This window comes from Dyella kyungheensis (assembly GCF_049913195.1).
GTDB classification, from domain to species: domain Bacteria; phylum Pseudomonadota; class Gammaproteobacteria; order Xanthomonadales; family Rhodanobacteraceae; genus Dyella; species Dyella kyungheensis.
Genome location: NZ_CP183983.1, coordinates 2,764,594 through 2,786,141, shown reverse-complemented (window position 1 = coordinate 2,786,141; position 21,548 = coordinate 2,764,594). Strand labels below are relative to the sequence as shown.

General features: G+C 65.2%; 18 protein-coding genes. 9 read left to right on the top strand and 9 right to left on the bottom strand.

What is annotated here, in order from left to right:
* Positions 1-3: 3 nt before the first annotated feature.
* Positions 4-1,335: a retropepsin-like aspartic protease family protein gene (locus ACN9MB_RS12350; RefSeq protein ID WP_426269047.1), complete on the bottom strand. Its 1,332-nt coding sequence runs from the start codon at positions 1,333-1,335 to the stop codon at positions 4-6.
* Between the two features lie 74 nt (positions 1,336-1,409).
* Between ACN9MB_RS12350 and ACN9MB_RS12345 the strand changes: the two genes are divergently transcribed.
* Both ACN9MB_RS12345 and ACN9MB_RS12340 read left to right on the top strand, forming a co-directional pair.
* Positions 1,410-1,901: a DUF2975 domain-containing protein gene (locus tag ACN9MB_RS12345; protein ID WP_426269046.1), complete on the top strand. Its 492-nt coding sequence runs from the start codon at positions 1,410-1,412 to the stop codon at positions 1,899-1,901.
* Positions 1,902-1,908: 7 nt separating this feature from the next.
* Positions 1,909-2,124 (top strand): helix-turn-helix domain-containing protein, encoded by a 216-nt coding sequence (locus ACN9MB_RS12340; RefSeq protein WP_204636355.1) that lies wholly within the window; start codon positions 1,909-1,911, stop codon positions 2,122-2,124.
* A gap of 36 nt (positions 2,125-2,160) precedes the next feature.
* Here ACN9MB_RS12340 and arsC read toward each other — a convergent pair whose 3' ends face one another.
* Genes arsC through ACN9MB_RS12320 form a run of 4 tightly spaced genes read right to left on the bottom strand, consistent with a single transcriptional unit; the run spans position 2,161 to position 5,874 of the window.
* Positions 2,161-2,508 carry an arsenate reductase (glutaredoxin) gene (gene arsC / locus ACN9MB_RS12335; protein WP_426269045.1) on the bottom strand — a complete coding sequence of 116 codons (348 nt, stop codon included), beginning with the start codon at positions 2,506-2,508 and terminating at the stop codon, positions 2,161-2,163.
* Positions 2,509-2,519: 11 nt separating this feature from the next.
* Positions 2,520-4,037, bottom strand: a complete 1,518-nt coding sequence (locus ACN9MB_RS12330) for a pseudouridine synthase (RefSeq protein WP_426269044.1) — start codon at positions 4,035-4,037, stop codon at positions 2,520-2,522.
* The gene (scpB, locus tag ACN9MB_RS12325) at positions 4,034-4,912 is read right to left on the bottom strand and encodes an SMC-Scp complex subunit ScpB (protein WP_426269043.1); all 879 of its coding nucleotides are present in this window, start codon (positions 4,910-4,912) and stop codon (positions 4,034-4,036) included. The genes ACN9MB_RS12330 and scpB overlap by 4 nt, the downstream gene beginning before the upstream one ends.
* A gap of 50 nt (positions 4,913-4,962) precedes the next feature.
* Entirely contained in the window at positions 4,963-5,874 is a 912-nt protein-coding gene (locus ACN9MB_RS12320) for a segregation and condensation protein A (protein WP_426269042.1), read from the bottom strand.
* 474 nt (positions 5,875-6,348) lie between these two features.
* Between ACN9MB_RS12320 and ACN9MB_RS12315 the strand changes: the two genes are divergently transcribed.
* Positions 6,349-7,524: a DNA polymerase IV gene (locus tag ACN9MB_RS12315; protein ID WP_426269040.1), complete on the top strand. Its 1,176-nt coding sequence runs from the start codon at positions 6,349-6,351 to the stop codon at positions 7,522-7,524.
* 96 nt (positions 7,525-7,620) lie between these two features.
* Positions 7,621-7,989 (top strand): PilZ domain-containing protein, encoded by a 369-nt coding sequence (locus tag ACN9MB_RS12310; protein WP_204636360.1) that lies wholly within the window; start codon positions 7,621-7,623, stop codon positions 7,987-7,989.
* Positions 7,990-8,256: 267 nt separating this feature from the next.
* Here the strand turns inward: ACN9MB_RS12310 and ACN9MB_RS12305 are convergent, their stop codons facing one another.
* Positions 8,257-9,936, bottom strand: a complete 1,680-nt coding sequence (locus tag ACN9MB_RS12305; RefSeq protein WP_204636361.1) for a long-chain-fatty-acid--CoA ligase — start codon at positions 9,934-9,936, stop codon at positions 8,257-8,259.
* A 118-nt stretch (positions 9,937-10,054) separates the two neighbouring features.
* Between ACN9MB_RS12305 and ACN9MB_RS12300 the strand changes: the two genes are divergently transcribed.
* Positions 10,055-10,501, top strand: a complete 447-nt coding sequence (locus tag ACN9MB_RS12300; protein WP_426269039.1) for a hypothetical protein — start codon at positions 10,055-10,057, stop codon at positions 10,499-10,501.
* A gap of 147 nt (positions 10,502-10,648) precedes the next feature.
* Here ACN9MB_RS12300 and acnA read toward each other — a convergent pair whose 3' ends face one another.
* Positions 10,649-13,399 (bottom strand): aconitate hydratase AcnA, encoded by a 2,751-nt coding sequence (acnA, locus tag ACN9MB_RS12295; protein WP_426269038.1) that lies wholly within the window; start codon positions 13,397-13,399, stop codon positions 10,649-10,651.
* A gap of 424 nt (positions 13,400-13,823) precedes the next feature.
* On the opposite strand from acnA, the gene acnB reads away from it, so the two are divergent.
* Both acnB and ACN9MB_RS12285 read left to right on the top strand, forming a co-directional pair.
* Positions 13,824-16,415: a bifunctional aconitate hydratase 2/2-methylisocitrate dehydratase gene (gene acnB, locus ACN9MB_RS12290; RefSeq protein WP_426269037.1), complete on the top strand. Its 2,592-nt coding sequence runs from the start codon at positions 13,824-13,826 to the stop codon at positions 16,413-16,415.
* A 280-nt stretch (positions 16,416-16,695) separates the two neighbouring features.
* The gene (locus tag ACN9MB_RS12285; protein WP_204636365.1) at positions 16,696-17,607 is read left to right on the top strand and encodes a LysR family transcriptional regulator; all 912 of its coding nucleotides are present in this window, start codon (positions 16,696-16,698) and stop codon (positions 17,605-17,607) included.
* 174 nt (positions 17,608-17,781) lie between these two features.
* Here the strand turns inward: ACN9MB_RS12285 and ACN9MB_RS12280 are convergent, their stop codons facing one another.
* Together ACN9MB_RS12280 and sbcB are read right to left on the bottom strand one after the other, a co-directional pair.
* Positions 17,782-18,468, bottom strand: coding sequence for a DUF2461 domain-containing protein (locus ACN9MB_RS12280; protein WP_426269035.1), 687 nt, complete (start codon positions 18,466-18,468; stop codon positions 17,782-17,784).
* An 11-nt stretch (positions 18,469-18,479) separates the two neighbouring features.
* Complete coding sequence (gene sbcB / locus ACN9MB_RS12275) at positions 18,480-19,928, bottom strand: exodeoxyribonuclease I (protein WP_426269034.1); 1,449 nt, start codon at positions 19,926-19,928, stop codon at positions 18,480-18,482.
* A 128-nt stretch (positions 19,929-20,056) separates the two neighbouring features.
* Here sbcB and orn point away from each other — a divergent pair, with 128 nt between their 5' ends.
* Both orn and folP read left to right on the top strand, forming a co-directional pair.
* Positions 20,057-20,617 carry an oligoribonuclease gene (gene orn / locus ACN9MB_RS12270; RefSeq protein ID WP_204636368.1) on the top strand — a complete coding sequence of 187 codons (561 nt, stop codon included), beginning with the start codon at positions 20,057-20,059 and terminating at the stop codon, positions 20,615-20,617.
* Positions 20,618-20,637: 20 nt separating this feature from the next.
* On the top strand, positions 20,638-21,546 hold the full coding sequence (gene folP / locus ACN9MB_RS12265) for a dihydropteroate synthase (protein WP_426269033.1): 909 nt from the start codon (positions 20,638-20,640) through the stop codon (positions 21,544-21,546).
* The last annotated feature ends 2 nt before the right edge of the window (positions 21,547-21,548 follow it).

Sequence of the window (21,548 nt, the reverse complement as noted above, 5' to 3'; positions counted from 1 at the left end):
CGCTCAGCCCGCGGGCTTGGCCAGCGGGCGCGGCAGCGGATGGCCCACTTCGAACTGCATGCGCGGAAAATCGAGCGTCCAGTGATCGAACGACTGCAGGATGTCGCCGCCCAACACGTTCGGTTCCTTCACGTTGCCTGCGTCGCTCAGCGAGATGCCGATCGCCGGCAACACCGTTTGCTGATCGCCGATGCGCACGCGCACCTGCGGCCAGCTGGCGGCTTGACGGGCGCGTGAGCCGCCGGCACCGGCAACATGCTCCTGCCTGGATTTCAGGCCCTTCACCACCGTCGGATGTTCCGCCGCAAACTGCGAAGAGAGCGACGAGGCCGCGCCGCCGCTGTCCAGATGCATGGCCACCGGCAGGTCGTTGAGCATCACTTCCACGTACAGGTCGCTACCGGCCATGCGCAGGTTGCCTTCGCCGGGCTGCGCCGTCTCGCTGCGCGATGGCAGCAGTTTGCCGTTGGCAGTGAACTCCAGCCGTTGCAATTGGCGCAGCACGGGAAAGCCGAGAATGGCGTCGATCTGGTAGCCGCCGGGTACCGGCATGTTCAGTTGCTGGTCGTCGAGCACCAGGAACGCCACATGGCTCAGCGTGAGTCCCGCGAATTCCAGGCGATCGGCAACGCCGATGCGCGAGGCCACCGCCTGGCGGCTGGCACTGCCCACGCTGGCCGCACCGTCGAGCAGGCGCAGGCCGAGTTTGTGCGCGGTGGACAGCGAAACGACGGAGAGATTGGCGCCGGTGTCGAGCACCACTTCCTGCGGCTTGCCGTTGATGGCGGCGAGCGAGCGGGGCAGGCCGACCTTGTCGCGCTTCACCGCTTCGGGTTTGGGCGTATAGACGTCCACCTGCTGCGCCGTGGCGCCGGCCAGCTGATCGGCCAGGGTGGCCATCTGCTGCGCGCCGGCCAGTTCGTCGGCGGCGGCGTGCTGTTCGGCCAGCGCCTTTTCCCAGGCATGCGCCGCGTCGGCGGCCTTGCGGTAGTCGCCATGGGCGAAGTTGGCGTCGGCTGCGATCGGCCAGGCCAGCGCGCGTTGCGCGGGCGTGCGCTTGCCGGCGGCGAGGTAGCGGGCGACCAGCCGGTTCGCCTCGTTGGCGTCCAAACGCGCGGCGGCCAATCTGGCACGGGCGAGCATGGCCAAGTCCGGGTCGTCGATGCGGGGCAGTGCGCGGGCCAGTTGGAAGACCTCGCCGCTGGAGGCATCGACCACGGCGGTCTCGGCCTGGGCATGGGACAACGGCGTCGGGGTGGCGCTGACGGCCCAGGCGGCTACCGCGAGGGCGGCGCTGAGGCTGAGGGGGTAAAGCCAATCCGCTTTGCGTTTCATGCTAAGGTGCCCGTATGACGAATAGAAATTATCGTAATACAGAAAGAAATGGCCGTGCAACAGCACAGCACATCGTGCACGCCGCGCGTGCGCTGGCGATCGTCTGCTGGCTGGGCGCGCTGTCCTGCCTGGTGATCACCGGTGCTGGCATCTGGGCCGATCGCAGTGCGCCCGGCGCGACGGTGGTCGCCATCCTCTCGACCGATGGCCTGCCGCGCGTCTGGGCAGCGAGCATCGCAGGGGCGCTTGCGCTGGTGACGTGTGCGGCGCTGGTCGAACTCGCCCGCATGCTGAGGCGGGTCACGCCCGATGCGCTGTTTTCAAGCGCCATTACCCGGCACTTCCGCCGCTTTGCCGCGCTGCTGATGGCAGCCGCGGTACTGCGCGTGCTGCTGCCCGCGGTCGCCACGCTTTGGCTGGCGTCGCAATCGGGTGCAGGCTCGGCCCAGCTGACCTTCAGCGGCGACGATCTGTTGTCGCTGTTGCCGGTGGCCGTGTTCTTCTTCGTGGCGCGCCTGTTCGACGAGGCGGCGCGGCTCGAAGACGACCAGCGCTCGATCGTGTGAGGTCCTGATGGCGATCGTGGTCCGACTCGATGTGATGCTGGCGACGCGCAAGGTGCGTTCGCGCGAACTCGCTGAGTTCGTCGGTATTACCGAATCCAATCTGTCCCTGCTCAAATCCGGCCACGTGCGCGGCGTGCGTTTCGAAACGCTGAGCAAGATCTGCGAATTCCTCGCATGTCAGCCGGGCGACTTGCTGGCCTACGTGCCTGACGAGGAAGAGTAGAGCGATGCATCCCGCGCAAAGCGGGGATGCGTGCACTCAAAGAATGGACAATACCGCTTCCGGTGGACGTCCAATCGCGGCTTTGCCGTTGGACACCACGATGGGGCGTTCGATCAGTCGCGGGTGACTGACCATCGCCGCGATCAACGTGGTGTCGTCCAGCGCGGGATCGTCGAGGCCGAGTTCACTGTACTCGGCCTCGCTGGTGCGCATCAGTTCGCGCGGTGTCATCCCCAGCATGTCGAGCAACTGCATCAGCTCGGACGAACTGGGCGGCGTGTCCAGGTAATTGACCACATCGCACACGATGCCGCGTTCCTCGAGCAACGCCAGCGTAGCGCGCGACTTGGAACAGCGGTTGTTGTGATAGATGCGGACGGACATCGACGCTGGCCTCAGCGATTGCCTTGACGGCCGCCGCCGCGATTGCCGCCACCACCGCCGTGCGGACGACCGCCGCCGCCCTGGGGACGACCGCCACCGCCTTGTGGGCGGCCACCGCCGCCTTGCGGACGGTTGCCGCCACGGCCCTGCGGACGACCACCCTGGCCACCTTGGCCTGCGCCGGGACCGCCCTGGCCACCCGGTCGGCCACCGGGACGACCGCCCGGCTTGCCGCCACGGTTGCCACCGGCGCCGGCGCCGGCGCCGAAGCCGCTGTACGGGCTGCTGCTGCGACCTTCCGCGCCACCGGCGCGGTTGCCGAACGACGGCTTGCCGCCGGCGGGACGACGATTGCTCGCCGCACCACCGCGCGCGCCACCACCACCGCCGCCTTCGCGCGATTCACCGGCGAACCAGGTGCGCACGGACGGCAGCTCCTGGCCCGGCGCCACGCCGCGACGGTTCTTGCGCTGACCGCCACCGCCGCCGCCCGAGCGTTCCGGACGAGCGACGTTGCCGTTCACTTCGCGACCCGGACGGCCACGCTGCTGCCTGCCGCGGGTGGGTTCTTCGCGAATGCGATCGTAGGCGCGCAGTTCGCGCGCTTCGTCCTGATAGCCGGCGCTGTACGAACCGCTGGCGCCGCCCTTGGGAACGTACTCGGTGACGTTGCGCGGCGCGCGGCGCTGATGCAGCACCGGGCTCAGCGTGAGCACCGGCTGCGGCGAGCCGAGGCCGGTGGTCTTGCGCAGTTCCTTGACCGCTTCTTCGCCCAGCGATTCGCAATCGCCGCGGCGCAGGGCGCGCGGAAGTTCCACGCTGCCATAGCGGATGCGCTTGAGGCGGCTGACCAGGAAGCCCTGGGAATCCCACAGGCGACGCACTTCGCGGTTGCGACCCTCGCGGATCACCACGCGGAACCAGCTGTGGCTGCCGCCGCGGCTGATCACGGCGATTTCGTCGAACCGCGCCGGGCCGTCTTCCAGCTCCACGCCGGCCTTGAGCTTTTCGATCATCTCGTCGGGCACTTCGCCGTGCACGCGGCACAGGTATTCGCGCTCGAGGCCGCTCTTGGGATGCATCAGCGCGTTGGCGAGTTCGCCATCGGTGGTGAGCAGCAGCAGGCCGGTGGTGTTGATGTCCAGGCGGCCCACGGCGACCCAGCGCGCACCCTTCAGGCGTGGCAGCTGTTCGAACACGGTGGGACGGCCTTCGGGATCTTCGCGGGTGGTCACGACGCCTTCGGGCTTGTGATAGACCAGCACTTCGGTTTCGTCGCGGTTGTCGGTGGCGACCACGAACTGCTTGCCGTCGAGCACGACGCGGTCGCCCGCATGCACGCTGGCGCCGATGGTGGCGGCGGTGCCGTTGAGTTCGACCTCACCGGCCTGGATACGCTGCTCGAGCATGCGGCGCGAGCCGAGCCCGGCATTGGCGAGCACCTTGTGCAGGCGCTCCTCGATGGCCGGTGCGGTTTCGTCGCGCGCGGTGCGCTTGAGGGTCAAAACGGATTTCTGTGGCGCAGTCATGCGCGGTACTCCTCGGTATCTTGCGTGGCGTCGCCGTCATCGGCGTCCGCGTGGGTCGCTGCCTCGTCGGCAGTGTCAACGTGAGTCTCGGCGTGGGGTGCATCGCCGGGTTCGGAGGAGGCGACGTGCATCGCCTCGGGCGTTTCGTGGCCGGGTTCGTCGACGGCGTCGGCGGCCTGGCTTTCTTCGTTCTGCGCCGGAGCGTCAAGCTCGGCGGGTTCGGTGATGGCGTGGGCGTCTTCTTCGCCGGCCACCACCAGGGTTTCGTTTTCTTCGTCCGGATCGATCGGCAGGTCGCGCACCACGCGGGCGGGCAGCGGCTCCGGCGCGATACTCATCTGCGGATCTTCCATGTCGCGGATTTCCGACAGCGGCGGCAGCTCATCCAGCGACTTCAGATTGAAGTAGTCGAGGAAGGCGCGGGTGGTGCCGAACAGCGCGGGCTTGCCGGGCACGTCGCGGTAACCGACCACGCGGATCCATTCGCGTTCTTCCATCGTCTTGATGATGTTGGAGGACACCACCACGCCACGGATCTGTTCGATCTCGGGACGGGTGATCGGCTGGCGGTAGGCGATCAGCGCCAATGTTTCCAGCAGGGCGCGCGAGTAACGGCTGGGGCGTTCGGTCCACAGGCGCGAGATCCACGGATGGACGTTCTGCTTCACCTGGTAACGGAAGCCCGAGGCGACCTCGTGCAGTTCGACGCCGCGCTCGGCGCAGTCGTCGGCCAGCGCTTCGAGGGTCTTGGCGATCTCGTCGCGGCCGACCTCGTCCTCTTCGCCGAACAGTTCCAGCAGTTGAGGCACGGTCATCGGCTGGGTGGATGCCAGCAAAGCCGCCTCGATGATGGGTTTGAGTTGCTCGATCTGCATGGCCTCGGATCGGATGCGGATGCTGCGGTGAATGGGGCGGGCTGCGCGGCTTATTCGGCCGCGGTGGCCGGCTCGTCATCGGCATAGCGTTCGGCGGCGGTTTCTTCCGCGCTGCCTGCTCTTGCCCTTACGTAAATCGGTGCCAGCGGTTCTTCCTGCACGATCTCCACCAGCATTTCCTTGGCCAGCTCCAGCATGGCCAGGAAGGTGACCACCACGCCCAGGCGGCCCTCGGTGACATCGAACAGCGTCTCGAAACGCAGGAACGTCTGGTCGGTCAGGCGGCCGAGCAATTCGCCCATGCGCTGCCGCACGCTCAGTGCCTCGCGCTTGATCGCGTGGTGACCGAACAACTCGGCACGACGCATCACGTCCTTCAGCGCCAGCAGCATCTCCTTCAGGTCGAGCGGCGGCGGCAGCTTGATCACGTTGCGCTCGCCCACGTCCGCGTGGGCCGGCGCCATGTCCCGCTCCATGCGGGGCAGGGCGTCGATATCTTCCGCGGCCCGCTTGAAGCGTTCGTACTCCTGCAGGCGGCGGACCAGCTCGGCGCGGGGATCTTCTTCCACGCCTTCCTCGGCGGGAGGCCGGGGCAACAGCAGGCGCGATTTGATCTCGGCGAGGATGGCTGCCATCAGCAGGTATTCGGCGGCCAGCTCCAGGCGCATCACATCGCGCATCATCTCGATGTAATCCATGTACTGCCGGGTGATCTCGGCGACAGGGATGTCGAGAATGTCCAGGTTTTGTCGACGGATCAGGTACAGCAAAAGGTCGAGCGGCCCTTCGAAGGCCTCGAGGATCACCTCGAGCGCATCCGGCGGGATGTACAGGTCCTGCGGCATCTGCAACATCGGTTCGCCGCGCACGATGGCCAGCGGCATTTCCTGCTGTTGAGGTACCGACGCAAACGCGTCTTGCGGTGCGGCGACCGCCTGAGGCTCGACTGGCTCAGTGCTCATCAATGCATGTCGTTGGGCCGTTCAAGACGGCTTGCTCTGCGTTCAATCAGGTTAGGAAACGTTGATCCCACCGGCACTCGCTTGACGAATGTCCCCGCTCAGACCGTGGCCCGCAGGCGCGATCCTTTTTTGAAACTTCACTTGCGCGATGCCTAGCCGGTGCGCATGGCGTCACCCTCGCGGGCATGCATGATGAAATCGCGCGTCTGGCGTTTCGATCAGGCTGGCCGTGAGCCACCTTTGAGCGTCTCCGACATGTGGGGGCCACATGACATGGGACGCGAGCCACAACGTGACGAAACCTGCGTCACTGGCTTCTCAATCGGTAGGCTGAGTGCATCGGGACGGGTGCCGTAGCGGTCGATCTCACCGATCGTGCGCTCACCCTTATAACCCAAGCGAGACCAAGATTAGCCGTTGGAAGCGGGCAAGTCCAGTACACCCGATGCGCCCGTACCGGCAAAATACAGGGACATGCCGCCCGACCAACGTTTCATCATCCATGTGGACATGGACGCCTTCTACGCGTCCGTGGAGCAGCGCGACCGTCCCGAGCTGCGCGGCCTGCCGCTGATCGTGGGCGGCCTGGGGCCGCGCGGCGTGGTCTCCACCTGCAGCTACGAAGCGCGCCGGTTCGGCGTTCATTCGGCGATGCCCACGGCGCAGGCGCGGCGGCTTTGTCCCGACGGGGTGTATCTGCGGCCCGATCTCGCGCGCTATGAGGAAGTCTCCGAGCGCGTGTTCGAAGTGTTCCATGAGGTGACACCGCTGGTCGAAGGCCTGTCGCTGGACGAGGCTTTCCTCGACGTCACCGGCAGCCTGCGCCTGCTGGGCTCGATCGAGACCATCGGGCGGCGCATCAAGGACGCCATCTGGGAACGCACCCAATTGCATGCCTCGGTGGGCATGGGGCCGAACAAGCTGCTGGCGAAGCTGGCCAGCGAGCTGTCCAAGCCAAACGGCTTCCATCGCATCGAGGCTGAGCGCGCGGCGCAGGAGCTGGCGCCGCTGCCGGTCGGGCGCTTGTGGACCGTGGGCAAGGTCACCGAGCAGGCCTTGCACCGGTTGGGCATCCGCACCATGGGCGAATTGGCAGCAAGTGACACGGCGCGTCTGGCGAGTGCGCTAGGGCGTCAGGTAGCCGCGTTGCAGGCGCTGGCGCGCGGCGAGGACGACCGCCGGGTGGAACCGGCCCAGGCCGAACAGTCCATCGGCGCAGAGCACACCTACGACGTGGACATCACCGAACTCGCCCTGGCCGAGGCGTGGCTGCTGCGTCATTGCGAGCGCATCGCGGCGAGGGCGAGGCAACGCGGCCTGCAAGGGCGCACGGTCACCGTGAAGCTGCGCGAGCCGCCCTTCGTCACGCACACCCGGCAGGCCCAGCTGCGGGCGCCCAGCGCCTCCGCCATCGACCTTTATGAGCTGGCACGAGGCTTGCTTAACGCCTGGTGGAAGTCGCAACAACGACCGCGCTTGCGCTTATTGGGCGTCAGCCTGTCGGGATTCGCGGCAGAACGACAGCAAGACCTGTTCGACAGCTCGGCCGAGCGGCGAGTGACCGATCAGGTGCAGGACAGTATCAATTCGCGGTTTGGTTCGGGGAGTTTGGTCCGCGGCGGCGTCCTGAAGACGCGGCGGCAGGATTGAAGTTGAACGGAGACGCTCCACATCGAACGATGAGGATGCGTTCTTCAGGATGAAGCCGTCGGCGCGCAGGCGTCTGATGCGGGGAGAAAGAGCAGGATGAGCAGACCGGAAGACAATGCCAGAAACGGTTCCGACCCGGAGCAGCTGCGTCCGGCGCGCATGCGCATCGAGACGACCGTGCTGATGAGCCGGGGCGACGAGTCGCATCCCACCGAACTGGAGGATATTTCCGCCACCGGCGTGCTGCTGCGACGCCCGCTGGGCTGGAATGGCGAACAGGGCCAGAGCTGGATCCTGGACATGATCTTCGGCCACGACCTGCACATCCATCTGGAAGCGCAGGTGGCGCGCATTTCCGACCGGCACCTGGGTTTTGCGTATACGCGCATTCCGGAAGACAAGCAGGTGCCACTGTGGAACTTGCTGGGCGGGTACGCGGATATTCTGGAGATGTGGAAGGATTGAGGGGCTTCAAAAAGCGCATCGGCGATACGGCGACAACCGTTTGCATCGCTACTGGATGACCAGCTTCGCTGTTGTAAAGCGCTTCCGGCCTGCGCCGGAATGACGAGTAGGAAGGGTTTCGCTTTTTGATCATCATTCCGGCGCAGGCCGGAAGCGCTTTACAACAGCGAAGCTGGTCATCCAGTAGCCCCGGTAAAAGGTTGTCGCCACGATCCACACAAAAAAGCCCGCTTTCGCGGGCTTTTTCATATCCATTGCAACAACGAATCAAGCCGCCGGCTTCTTCTCATCCCGCAATTCGCGCCGCAGAATCTTCCCGACGTTGCTCTTGGGCAACGCATCGCGGAACTCGATCAGCTTCGGACGCTTGTAGCCCGTGAGATTGTCATGGCAGAACTTCTTCAGTTCTTCCACCGTGAGGTTCGGGTCCTTGCGCACCACGAACAGCTTCACCACTTCCCCGGAGTGCTCGTCGGGCACGCCCACCGCGGCCACTTCGGACACGCCCGGATGCTGCATCACCACGTCTTCGACTTCGTTCGGATACACGTTGAAACCGGACACCAGGATCATGTCCTTCTTGCGATCCACGATGTAGACGTAACCGGTGTCGTCCATGCGGGCGATGTCGCCGGTGTGCAGCCAGCCGTCGGCGCCGAGCACCTTGGCGGTTTCGTCGGCACGCTGCCAGTAACCCTTCATCACCTGCGGACCGCGCACCATCAGCTCGCCCACCTCGCCGATCGGCAGCGGTTGGCTTTCCTCGGACCAGATCGCCACGTCCGTGGAAGGAATCGGCAAGCCGATGGAGGAGTTGTAGTCCTTCAGATCCAGCGGATTGATGCAGACCGCCGGCGAGGTTTCCGTCAGGCCATAGGCTTCCACCAGGGTGCAACCCGTGACCTTCTTCCAGCGCTCGGCCACCGCGCGCTGCACCGCCATGCCGCCGCCCAGCGACAGGTGCAGGCGAGAGAAATCCAGTTCGGCAAAACCCGGCGTATTGAGCAAGCCGTTGAACAGCGTGTTGACGCCGGTGAGCGCGGTGAACTTGGACTTCTTCAATTCCTTGACGAAGCCGGGCATGTCGCGCGGATTGGTGATCAGCCAGCTCAGGCCGCCCAGGCGCATGAACACCAGCCCGTTGGCGGTCAGCGAGAAGATGTGATACAGCGGCAACGCCGTAATCACCACTTCCTCGCCGTGCTTCATGTTGCTGCCGATCCATGCGCCGGCCTGCAGCATGTTGGCGACCATGTTGCCGTGGGTGAGCATGGCGCCCTTGGCCACGCCGGTGGTGCCGCCGGTGTATTGCAGGAAGGCGATGTCGTCGTGGCCCAACTGCACCTTGGGCAACGGATGCGGCTTGCCCTTGGAGAGCGCATCGGTGAAACGCACCGCGTGCGGCAGCTCGAACGGCGGCACCATCTTCTTGACGTGCTTGAGCACGAAGTTGATCACCGCGCCCTTGGCGCCGAGCAGGTCGCCGATGCCGGTGGTGACGATGTGCTCGACGTGCGTTTCGGCCACCACCTGCTGAAGCGTGGCGGCGAAGTTGTCGAGCACCACGATGGCCTTGGCGCCGGAGTCTTCCAGCTGATGCTTGAGCTCGCGCGCGGTGTACATCGGATTGGTGTTGACCACCACCAGGCCCGCGCGCAGCGCGCCGAACAGGGCGATCGGGTACTGCAGCACGTTGGGCATCATGATCGCGATGCGATCGCCCTGCTTGAGCTTGAGCACGCCGGTGAGATAGCCGGCGAACTGGCGGCTCATCTCGTCGATCTGACCGTAGCTGAGGATCTTGCCGAAGCTTGCGAACGCCGGCCGTTGGCGGAAGCGTTCGAAGGCCTCTTCCACCACCGCGGCGACCGACGCGTACTGGTTGACATCAATCTCTGCGGGAACGCCTTCCGGGTAATGGGCCAGCCACGGACGCTCAATGCTCATGTTGGATCCAACGCTCCTGTATGTATCGGCCCAGCAGTGACGTAGGGCAAGATGATGTCGAGGCATTGGAGCATACGCCCGCGTATAGCAGCAAGCCGCGCCGCAACGAGAATCCCCTATGCCTTCGCTACGAAAACTACTGGAAAATCCACTGTTTTGCGCACTGCTGGCGATCGGCCTGGCGGCCTGCCATCGCACGCCCGACGAAAGTCGGGTGCGGCAGGGTGTCGAGGCGGCCGAGCAGGCGGCCGAACAGGCCGATGCCTCAGCGCTGGACGCGTTGCTGAGCGACGACTTCAGCGGCAACAACGGCGAGATGGAACGCCGGCAGATCGTGGGGTTGCTGCGTGCGGCCAGGTTCCGCGGCGAGACGATCCACGCCCTGACCGGACCGATCGAGGTGGAGGCACGCGGCGAGCGCTACGTGGCCCGCTTCACCGTCACCCTGACCAGCGGCGGCAAGCTGCTACCCGCGCAGATCGGCCTGTACCGGGTGGAGACGGCGTGGCGGAAGGAGGGGCGCGAGTGGCGTTGCTATTCGGCGACGTGGACAAATGAGGGGTAACACGCGGCCTCCTGTGGAAGCGCGCTTGCGCGCGACTGCCACGCCCCACTGTTCCGCTCCGTAGGTTTGTCGCGCACAAGTGCGCTCCCACAGTGGGGCTGAGCCCACAAGAAAAACGCCGCCTTCTGGGCGGCGTTTTCTTCAAGGTCAGGCCGCCTTTTTACCGGCCAGCTGCCGCAACACATACTGCAGAATCCCGCCGTGACGGAAGAACTCCCGTTCCTTCGGCGTGAGCAGCAACACCTTCACGGTGAACTCCTTGGTCTTGCCGTTCTCGTCCTTGGCCGTGACGCGGGCCGTCTTCGATTCGCCGCCGTCGAGGCCGGTGATGTCGAACGTCTCCTTGCCGGTCAGGCCCAGCGACTGAGCGTTCTGGCCATCCTGGAACTGCAGCGGCAACACGCCCATGCCCACTAGGTTCGAGCGGTGGATGCGTTCGAAGCTCTCGGCAATCACGGCCTTCACGCCGAGCAGCAGCGTGCCCTTGGCCGCCCAGTCGCGCGACGAACCGGTGCCGTATTCCTTGCCGGCCAGCACCACCAGCGGGGTCTTGTCCGCCTTGTACTTCATCGCCGCATCGTAGATGGCCATCTGTTCGCCACTCGGCACGTACAGCGTGTAGCCGCCTTCGACGCCGTCCAGCATCAGGTTCTTGATGCGGATGTTGGCGAAGGTGCCGCGCACCATCACGTCGTCGTTGCCGCGACGCGAACCGTAGGAGTTGAAGTCCTTCGGCTCCACGCCCTTGGAAATCAGGAAGCGGCCCGCCGGGCTGTCCTTCTTGATCGAACCGGCCGGCGAGATGTGGTCGGTGGTGATGGAGTCGCCGAACAGGCCGAGCACGCGTGCGCCGTGCACATCTTCGATCGAGCCCGGCTCCTTGCTCATGCCTTCGAAGTACGGCGGGTTCTTGATGTAGGTGGAGTCATCCCAGCGATAGACATCGCCATCGGGCGAAGCGATGTGGTTCCAGCGCGTGTCGCCCTTGAACACATCGGCGTAGCTCTTCTCGAACATCTCGGGATTGAGCGCGCTGCCCACCAGGTCCGAGATCTCCTGGTTGCTGGGCCAGATGTCCTTGAGGAACACCGGCTTGCCGTCGCTGCCCGTGCCCAGCGGCTGCGTGGTGAGGTCGATGTCGAGCGTGCCGGCCAGTGCGTAGGCGACTACCAGCGGCGGCGAGGCCAGGTAGTTCATCTTCACTTCCGGATGCACGCGGCCTTCGAAGTTGCGGTTGCCCGACAGCACCGAGGCCACGGCCAGATCGCCCTCGGCAATGCCCTGGCTGATTTCCGCGGGCAGTGGGCCGGAGTTGCCGATGCAGGTGGTGCAGCCATAGCCCACGATGTAGAAGCCGATTTTTTCCAGCTCCTTCAACAGGCCGGTTTTTTCCAGGTAATCGGTGACCACCTTGGAACCGGGGCCGATCGAGGTCTTCACCCACGGCTGGGCCTTCAGGCCCTTGGCCGCTGCTTTCTTCGCCAGCAGGCCGGCGCCGAGCATCACGCTGGGGTTGGAGGTGTTGGTGCACGAGGTGATTGCGGCGATCACCACGGCGCCATCGTCCAGCTTGAGCGACTCGCCATCCTTGGTGACGCGCACGCCGCCATTGGTGAGGTCGTTGGCCGGATTGCCGATCGCCGCCGAGCCGCCTTCCGCGATGAACGCCGAGGTTTCCTCGGTGCGCGGCCTGCGGGAGGCGGTGAGCGGACCCACGGCATCCTGGAAACTCTTCTGCACGCCTTCGAGCAGCACGCGATCCTGCGGACGCTTGGGGCCGGCGAGCGACGGCTTCACGTCGGCGAGGTTGAGTTCCAGCGTGGTGGTGAAGCGCGGCTCGATGGCGTTCTCGTCGTGCCACAGGCCCTGCGCCTTGGCATAGGCTTCGACCAGCTTGATCTGCTCGTCGCTGCGGCCGGACAGGTGCAAATAATTCAGCGCTTCCTGGTCGATCGGGAAGATGCCGCAGGTGGCGCCGTATTCCGGTGCCATGTTGCCGATGGTGGCGCGGTCGGCCAGTGCAAGATGCTTGAGGCCGCTGCCGAAGAATTCCACGAACTTGCCCACCACGCCGAGCTTGCGCAGCATCTGCGTCACGGTGAGCACGAGGTCGGTGGCGGTGACGCCCTCGGACAGCTTGCCCGTCAACTTGAAGCCGACCACCTGCGGAATCAGCATGGACGACGGCTGGCCCAGCATCGCGGCCTCCGCCTCGATACCGCCCACGCCCCAGCCGAGCACGCCGATGCCATTGATCATGGTGGTGTGCGAGTCGGTGCCGAACACGGTGTCGGGGTACGCCCAGGGCTGACCGTCCTTGTCGGCGGTGAACACCACGCGTGCCAGATGCTCCAGGTTCACCTGATGCACGATGCCGGTACGCGGCGGCACGACTTTGAAGTTATCGAACGCCTTCTGGCCCCAACGCAGGAAGGCGTAGCGCTCCTGGTTGCGATGGAATTCGATCTCGACGTTCTTCTCCAGCGCGGATTCCGAACCGTAGACGTCCACCTGCACGGAGTGGTCGATCACCAGTTCGGCTGGCGCCAGCGGATTGATCTGCTTGGCATCGCCGCCGAGCTTCACCACGGCGTCGCGCATCGCGGCCAGGTCGACCACGCAGGGCACGCCCGTAAAATCCTGCAGCACCACACGGGCGGGCATGAAGGCGATTTCGGTATCGGGTTCGGCCTTGGCGTCCCAGTTGGCGATGGCCTCGATTTCCTTCGAGGTCACATTGACGCCGTCCTCGTGGCGCAACAGGTTTTCCAGGAGGATCTTCAGCGAATAGGGCAGGGTCTTGAGGTCGAAGCGCTGGCCGAGCTTGGTCAGGCTGGCGATGTTGTACTGGCTGCCGTTGACAGTGAGGGTGTCGCGGGTGGCGAATGAATCCAGCATGGGCTAACTCCTGTTGCGTGAGTCTGGCGAACGCGCGAACGCGTAGCTTGGGGATCCTAGGGCAGGGAACGTGAGGGGAATTGCAAAGGCCACCTTGCTGCTCGTCATCCCGGCGCAGGCCGGGATCCAGTAGCGACCACGCATGGTTGTCGCGAAGACCCCACACCGGGTCACTGGATCCCGGCCTGCGCCGGGATGACGAATAGGGGAGTCACGCAAGGCTGGATCCATCCTCTCCGTTCGGCACTCCCATTCAGTTTGGGACAAAAGCCCAAACGCGCAAGAGACCCCATCGGCGATTGCTGCACATTAGCCATGCAAGATTTCGAACGCAGGCGGAAGCAATGTCTTGCGTTGCGGCGCTTGGGTCCCGGCTGGCAAAATAGCGGGCTGAAATGCCGCCTCAGACACCGGACGAGACCCCATGCTTAACGCCTACCGCCAACATGTTGCCGAGCGCGCCGCGCTGGGTATCCCGCCGCTGCCGCTGTCGGCCCAGCAGACTGCCGAGCTGATCGAGCTGCTGAAGAATCCGCCCGCTGGCGAAGAGGCCTTCCTCGTCGACCTGATCACCAACCGCGTGCCGGCCGGCGTGGACGACGCGGCCAAGGTCAAGGCTTCGTACCTGGCGGCCGTGGCATTCGGTACCGAAAAGTGCGCGCTGATTTCGCGCGAGAAGGCCACCGAACTGCTGGGCACCATGCTGGGCGGCTACAACATCCATCCGCTGATCGAGCTGCTCGACGACGCGCAGATCGGCACCGTCGCCGCCAACGCGCTCAAGCACACCCTGCTGATGTTCGACGCCTTCCACGACGTCAAGGACAAGGCCGACAAGGGCAACGCCAACGCCAAGGCCGTGCTGCAGAGCTGGGCCGACGCCGAGTGGTTCACCAGCAAGCCCGAAGTGCCGGAAAGCCTGACCATCACCGTATTCAAGGTGCCGGGCGAAACCAATACCGACGACCTGTCGCCGGCACCCGACGCCACCACGCGTCCGGACATCCCGCTGCATGCGCTCGCCATGCTGAAGAACAAGCGCGACGGCGCGCCGTTCCAGCCGGAAGAAGACGGCAAGCGCGGCCCGATCGCCTTCATCGAATCCTTGAAGGAAATGGGTCACCTGGTTGCCTACGTGGGCGACGTGGTCGGCACCGGTTCCAGCCGCAAGTCCGCCACCAACTCGGTGCTGTGGTTTACCGGCGAAGACATCCCCTTCATTCCGAACAAGCGCTTCGGCGGCGTGTGCCTGGGCAGCAAGATCGCTCCGATCTTCTACAACACCATGGAAGATGCCGGCGCGCTGCCGATCGAACTTGACGTCACCAGCATGAACATGGGCGACGTGGTCGAGCTGCGTCCGTACGAAGGCAAGGCGCTGAAGAACGGTGAAGTGATCGCCGAGTTCCAGGTCAAGTCCGACGTGCTGTTCGACGAAGTGCGCGCCGGTGGCCGCATTCCGCTGATCGTGGGCCGCGGCCTCACCGCCAAGGCGCGTGAAGCGCTGGGCCTGCCGGTGTCCACCCTGTTCCGCCTGCCGCAGCAGCCGGTCGACACGGGCAAGGGCTTTACGCTGGCGCAGAAGATGGTCGGCCGCGCCGTCGGCCTGCCGGAAGGCCAGGGTGTGCGCCCGGGCACCTATTGCGAGCCGAAGATGACCTCGGTGGGTTCGCAGGACACCACCGGCCCGATGACCCGCGACGAGCTGAAGGACCTGGCATGCCTGGGCTTCTCGGCTGACCTCGTGATGCAGTCGTTCTGCCACACCGCTGCCTATCCGAAGCCGGTGGACGTCAAGACCCACCACACGCTGCCGGAGTTCATCAGCACGCGTGGCGGCATCTCGCTGCGTCCGGGCGATGGCGTGATCCACTCCTGGCTCAACCGCATGCTCCTGCCCGACACCGTCGGCACCGGTGGTGACAGCCACACGCGTTTCCCGATCGGCATTTCGTTCCCGGCCGGCTCCGGTCTGGTGGCCTTTGCTGCCGCCACGGGTGTGATGCCGCTGGACATGCCCGAATCCGTGCTGGTGCGCTTCAAGGGCGAACTGCAGCCGGGCGTCACCCTGCGTGACCTGGTCAACGCGATCCCGCTGTACGCGATCAAGAGCGGCCTGCTCACCGTCGCCAAGCAGGGCAAGAAGAACATCTTCTCCGGCCGCATCCTGGAAATCGAAGGTCTGCCGAACCTCAAGGTGGAGCAGGCGTTCGAACTGTCCGATGCGTCCGCCGAGCGCTCGGCCGCCGGTTGCACGGTGCACCTGGACAAGGCGCCGATCATCGAATACATCAACAGCAACATCACGCTGCTGAAGGTCATGATCGCGCAGGGCTACAAGGATCCGCGCAGCCTGCAGCGCCGCATCAAGGCGATGGAAGCCTGGCTCGCCAACCCGCAGCTGCTGGAGCGCGATGCCGACGCCGAATACGCCGCCGTCATCGAGATCGACCTGGCCGACGTGCACGAGCCCATCGTGGCCTGCCCGAACGACCCGGACGACGTGAAGACGCTCAGCGACGTGGCCGGCGCGACCATCGATGAAGTGTTCATCGGTTCCTGCATGACCAACATCGGCCACTTCCGTGCGGCGTCGAAGTTGCTGGAAGGCAAGCGCGATATCCCGACCAAGCTGTGGGTCGCCCCGCCGACCAAGATGGACCAGCAGCAGCTGACTGAGGAAGGCCACTACGGCGTGCTCGGCACCGCCGGCGCCCGCATGGAAATGCCGGGTTGCTCGCTGTGCATGGGCAACCAGGCGCAGGTGCGCGAGGGCGCCACGGTGTTCTCCACCTCCACCCGCAACTTCCCCAACCGCCTGGGCAAGAACTCCAACGTGTACCTGGGCTCGGCCGAACTCGCGGCGATCTGCTCGCGCCTGGGCCGCATCCCGACCAAGGCCGAGTACATGACGGATGTGGGCGTGCTTGATGCCAACGGCGAGAAGATCTACAAGTACATGAACTTCAATCAGATCGCCGATTACCAGGACGTGGCCGATACGGTTACTGCCTGAGAGCGGTGAGTCATCGCAAGATGACAAGGGAAGGGCGGCGCAAGCCGCCCTTTTCTTTTTGCTCGTCATTCCGGCGCAGGCCGGAATCCAGTAGCGTCGGTCGCGGGTTTTCGCGCGAACACTGCCTTTCCAGGCGACGCGACAACCGATCACTGACGTCGCTGGATTCCGGCCTGCGCCGGAATGACGAGCAAAAGCGGGCGAGGCAACGTGGAGGGCTACGTTTAACCCTCGGTCGTTTATGCTTCCACCCGTCAAAGGCCAGGACAGCCCCCCGCGGATGATCAGTTCTCACCTATCGGTAGTCTCACTCCGCGACCTGATGCTGGTGCAAGCCGTGCGCCGCCATGGCAGCTTCAACAGCGCCGCCCGCGCGATGCACATCAGCCCTTCGGGCCTCTCGCATCAAGTGCAGAAAGTGGAGCAGGCGCTGGGTGCGCCGCTGTTCGAACGTGGCGGTCGCCGCATCGTGCCCACGGCGGGCGGGCAGCGCCTGCTGGAGCAGATCGATGCGGTGCTTGCCGCGGCCGAGCATCTGCAGCAGGTGGCGCGCGCGGGCGAAGTCGCGTTTGGCGGCGAGCTGCGACTCGGTGTTCCGGCCTCGCTCGGTCCGTATCTATTGCCGCACCTGATCGATCCGTTTCCCCAGCACTTTCCCGGCACGCGCCTGAGCCTTTCCGAAGGCAAGCCGCGCGGCCTGCTGCGCCGCTTGAACGAAGGCGAACTCGATGCCGTGCTCGCGCCGCGCGTGCCGCCGGTCAGTGGCGCGGCCATGCGTCCGCTGTTCTTCGAGCCCTGGGAGGTGATGTTCCGCGCCGACCATGCGCTGGCCGGCAAGCGCAGCGTGGGGCTGGAGCAACTGGACCCCGGCGACGCCACGCTGATGACCGAAAGCCATTGCGAAGATGTGCTTGGCGGTGGTCACGTGCAGGATGTGAGTCTGGAAAGCCTCGCCGCACTGGTGGAACTGCGCGGTGGCTATGCGCTGGTGCCCGCGCTCGCGCATGAGCGACTGGCCTCGATGCCCAATGTGGTGCTTGCCAAGCTCAAGGGGCAGGCGCCAGGTCGCGAGATTGCGCTGTATTGGCGCGAAGCGACGCCATGGCATGAAGACCTGCAGAACTTTGCCGCGTTGCTGCGCAAGTTGGCGAAGCAGAGGCCAGGATTGAAGTTGGTGGATGAAGTGGGCTGAGGCTTGCCTACCTAGCTCGTCATCCCGGCGCAGGCCGGGATCCAGTGACCCGACGCGCGATTGTCGCGTCAAGTCAGAAGCCCGGCACTAGAGGCGAAAACCGATTCGTGCCGCTACGGGATCCCGGCGTGCGCCGGGATGACAGGCTAGAAAGACACCGTTTGGCTGATCACCTCAAAACTCCAACTCCTGCGCCGCACACAGGTAATCAATCATCGGCGCCACTCGCTTGTACGTGTCCACCAGCCACGGCAGCAACTCCGCCGAGCACGCGAACTTCTCGTCAAACCCCTCGCCGCAGGCAAAATCCTTGCGCTTGATGTCGTCGATCAACTCATGCGCTGGATCGAACCCACGCGGCGGCCGGCTCAACGATTCGCCCCAGAATTCGAAGTGATCGCGGAAGGCTTTGCTGCGAGTGGCTTTCTTCCAGGCCTCTGGGTTATCCGCGAGAAAGCCACGAATATGCTTAAGGGCCTCCGGCTCCGGGTGCCACATGCCGCCACCGGCAAAGCAATCGCCCGGCTGGATCTGCACATAGAACGAGGGCGCTGGAATCTCATGGCGCCGCTCATGGAAGAACCGCGCACCCTGCCATGACTTGTACGGCAGCTTGTTGTTGGAAAACCGTGTGTCGCGAAAGATGCGGAACAGCGAACCGCCGTTCTTGCGCGTATCGGCGCGGTAGTGCTTGCTGATCTTGTTCAAAGGCGCCTGCAGGTCGCCGATCAAGGCAAGAAACGGCTCACGCACATGCGTTTCGTACTGGTCCTTGTGCGCATGAAACCATTCACGGTTGTTGTTCTTTTCCAGCGAACGAAGAAAGCGGAACGTGGCAGGCGAAAAATAGGTGTTGGCCATGGTGTCTGTGGTCAGGCGCTGATGGGCACAAACTCGGCGGCGAGCATCTCGCCCCAGGCTTGCAGTTGATCGAGGAGGTCGAGTTTGTCCTGGCGCGTATCGTCGGCACGCAATGCAGCAATGCGCGCGAAATAGTCGTCCAGGGTAAGGTTGGTCAAAGGCGTGGGCTGGGTCAGGCGCTCACGGCAGAACGTCTGCCAGCGCGCCTGCTCGTCCAGGCTCAGCGTTTCGGGCCAGTTGCGGGCACGGTAGCGGAACAGCAGTTCCGGGTAGCGCGGATCGCGGAACGGGAATTCACGTTGCGCCAGCTGGTCCGGCGGCGTGCCGCGGATCTCGCTGAGCAGGCGCTTGTCGGCATCGGGAAGAAAGCCGCTGTACAAGGCCAGCTCGGGGTCGAGCGGCGGGGGCAGATCGGCGGCGCGCTGGAACACACGACGCAGCTTCGCGGCCAGCCCATCGGCGGAGGCGAGCATGTCGCGGTGTGACTGCACCTGATCCAGGTCGATCTGCAACCGGCCAAGGTCCACGCCCTTGAGTGTCGACAGCGGCGCCAGTGCCGGCGCGCGGTTGGCGCGCACAGTGCGCAGCGGAATCCGCTCGACGCCTTCGGGCAGGTCGGCGCGTGCGGTGAACACGCGGTCGGCGATCTCGCCTTCATCCAGGGCAAGCAGCTCCGAGGGATCGTGGCTCAAGTCGTAGACGATGATTTCGCCGGGGCGGCTCGGGTGCGCCGCCAACGGTGCGACCACGGCAAGGCAGTGGCGGCTGGACGGATAGCGCGACGACACGTGCACCACCGGCGTCATCGCCACCACATCGAGCATCTCGAACACGCGTTGCTTGCGGCGCAGCTGGAAGTACCAATCCCACAGTCGCGGTTGGCGCACCCGGATGAGCCGGGCCAGATCGATCAGCGCATACACGTCCGACAACGCGTCATGTGCGCGTTCCTGCCGCAGGTGGTTGGCGGTGGCCAGATGCTCGAGCTTGAAGCTGGGCGAGCCATCCTCGCGCAGGGGCCACTCGATGCCCTCGGGCCGCAGCGCCTGGCACATGCGCACCAGGTCGATCAGGTCCCAGCGTGAGTTGCCGTTCTCCCATTCGCGGCCATAGGGCTCGAACATGTTGCGGTAGAACAGCTGGCGGCCGATCTCGTCGTCGAAGCGCAGCGAGTTGTAGCCCACGCCGCAGGTGCCCGGCTGCGCCAGCTGCTCGTGCACGCGGGCGGCGAAATCCGCCTCTGGGCAACCCTCGCGCTCGGCCTGCTGGGGCGTGATGCCGGTGATCATGCAGGCATCGGGGTGAGGCGGCATCTCGCGCGGGGGCTTGCCGAAGAACATCACTGGCTCGCCCACGATCTCCAGCTCCATCGTCGTGCGGATGCCCGCGAACTGGACCGGCCGGTCGCGCCAGGGATCGGCGCCGAAGGTCTCGTAGTCGTGCCAGAAGAAGGTCTGCATGCAGCGATCATCGCACGGCCTTCATGCGTGCTCCACGCTCCCCCGGCGAGGGTTCGGCGTAAGAGCTATGCCGAAAATCAGGGTGGCGGCCGGCAACCTGCTGTTAGACTCCGCGTCCAGGAGGGCGCATGAGCCAAGCGAACGAAGACAATCTGATCTGGATCGACCTGGAGATGACCGGGCTCGATACGGACAACGACTCTATCCTCGAGATCGCCACCATCGTCACCGACAAGGACCTTCGCATTCTCGCCGAGGGCCCGGTGTTCGCGATCCGGCATGCGCTGGAGCGGCTGGAAAGCATGGATGCGTGGAATCGCAACCAGCATCGCCGCTCGGGTCTGTGGGACCAGGTGGTCGCCTCGGCCGACGATCATCTTGCCGCCGAGCAGGCCACGCTCGACTTCCTGAAGCTATGGGTAGTGCCCGGCAAGTCGCCGATGTGCGGCAACTCCATCTGCCAGGACCGCCGCTTCCTGCATCGCCAGATGCCGCGCCTCGAGCGCTTTTTCCATTACCGCAATCTCGACGTGTCGACCCTCAAGGAGCTGGCCCGTCGCTGGGCACCTGCGATCGGCAAGGGCTTCGCCAAGGAATCGGCGCATACGGCGCTGTCGGACATCCGCGATTCCGTCGATGAGCTGCGCTACTACCGCCAGTTCATGGGGCCGCTGGGCGGCGCATCCTGACGTCATCCCCGGGAGTCCTCATGTCCCTCGATCTGTTCGCTCCCGTGCTCGACTGCAACGGCCGGCCGCTCAAGCTCGACCGCCCGCACGTGGTGGGCATCCTCAACGTCACGCCCGATTCGTTCTCCGACGGTGGCAGCTACGCCTCGGTGGATGACGCCGTGGCGCATGCCTTGCGCATGGTGGAAGAGGGCGCCGACATGCTCGATATCGGCGGCGAGTCCACGCGCCCCGGTTCCGACGATGTGCCGGTGGAAGAAGAACTGCGCCGCGTCGTACCGGTGATCGAACAACTGGCGGTGCGCACCAGCGTGCCGCTCGCCATCGATACCTCCAAGCCCGAAGTGATGCGCGCCGCGGTGGCCGCGGGCGCGGGCATGATCAACGACGTCTACGCGCTGCGCCGCGACGGCGCCATGGATGCGGTGGCCGAACTCGGCGTGCCGGTTTGCCTGATGCATATGCTGGGCGAGCCGCGCAGCATGCAGGACGATCCGCAGTACGACGATGTCGTGGGCGAGGTGCATCGCTTCCTCACCGACCGCTTGTTCGCCTGCGAACTGGCCGGCATCGACCGCCGCAAGGTGATGGTCGACCCGGGCTTCGGCTTCGGCAAGAACCTCGAACACAACCTTGCGCTGCTGCGCGCGCTGGAGCGTTTCGCCAGCCTGGGCAGCGGCGTGTACGTGGGCCTCTCGCGCAAGTCGATGATTGGCGCCATGACCGGCAGGCAGGTTCCCGCCGAGCGCGTGGCCGGCTCCCTCGCTGCCGCCGTCATCGCGGTGCAGCGTGGCGCGCGCATGGTGCGCGTGCATGATGTGGCGGCCACGCTGGACGCGCTCGCGGTATGGCAGGCCGTTCAGGCCGGCGACACGCCCGCGCGTCGCGACGACAAACCCTCCGCGCCGCGTTGGCCGGACGACGAATAAAC

Coding starts and splice junctions, on each gene's coding strand:
- ACN9MB_RS12350 (WP_426269047.1), bottom strand. CDS start 1,335: ATGAAACGCAAAGCGGATTGGCTTTACCCCCTCAGCCTCAGCGCCGCC.
- ACN9MB_RS12340 (WP_204636355.1), top strand. CDS start 1,909: ATGGCGATCGTGGTCCGACTCGATGTGATGCTGGCGACGCGCAAGGTG.
- arsC (WP_426269045.1), bottom strand. CDS start 2,508: ATGTCCGTCCGCATCTATCACAACAACCGCTGTTCCAAGTCGCGCGCT.
- ACN9MB_RS12330 (WP_426269044.1), bottom strand. CDS start 4,037: ATGACTGCGCCACAGAAATCCGTTTTGACCCTCAAGCGCACCGCGCGC.
- scpB (WP_426269043.1), bottom strand. CDS start 4,912: ATGCAGATCGAGCAACTCAAACCCATCATCGAGGCGGCTTTGCTGGCA.
- ACN9MB_RS12320 (WP_426269042.1), bottom strand. CDS start 5,874: ATGAGCACTGAGCCAGTCGAGCCTCAGGCGGTCGCCGCACCGCAAGAC.
- ACN9MB_RS12315 (WP_426269040.1), top strand. CDS start 6,349: ATGCCGCCCGACCAACGTTTCATCATCCATGTGGACATGGACGCCTTC.
- ACN9MB_RS12310 (WP_204636360.1), top strand. CDS start 7,621: ATGAGCAGACCGGAAGACAATGCCAGAAACGGTTCCGACCCGGAGCAG.
- ACN9MB_RS12305 (WP_204636361.1), bottom strand. CDS start 9,936: ATGAGCATTGAGCGTCCGTGGCTGGCCCATTACCCGGAAGGCGTTCCC.
- ACN9MB_RS12300 (WP_426269039.1), top strand. CDS start 10,055: ATGCCTTCGCTACGAAAACTACTGGAAAATCCACTGTTTTGCGCACTG.
- acnA (WP_426269038.1), bottom strand. CDS start 13,399: ATGCTGGATTCATTCGCCACCCGCGACACCCTCACTGTCAACGGCAGC.
- acnB (WP_426269037.1), top strand. CDS start 13,824: ATGCTTAACGCCTACCGCCAACATGTTGCCGAGCGCGCCGCGCTGGGT.
- ACN9MB_RS12285 (WP_204636365.1), top strand. CDS start 16,696: ATGATCAGTTCTCACCTATCGGTAGTCTCACTCCGCGACCTGATGCTG.
- ACN9MB_RS12280 (WP_426269035.1), bottom strand. CDS start 18,468: ATGGCCAACACCTATTTTTCGCCTGCCACGTTCCGCTTTCTTCGTTCG.
- sbcB (WP_426269034.1), bottom strand. CDS start 19,928: ATGCAGACCTTCTTCTGGCACGACTACGAGACCTTCGGCGCCGATCCC.
- orn (WP_204636368.1), top strand. CDS start 20,057: ATGAGCCAAGCGAACGAAGACAATCTGATCTGGATCGACCTGGAGATG.
- folP (WP_426269033.1), top strand. CDS start 20,638: ATGTCCCTCGATCTGTTCGCTCCCGTGCTCGACTGCAACGGCCGGCCG.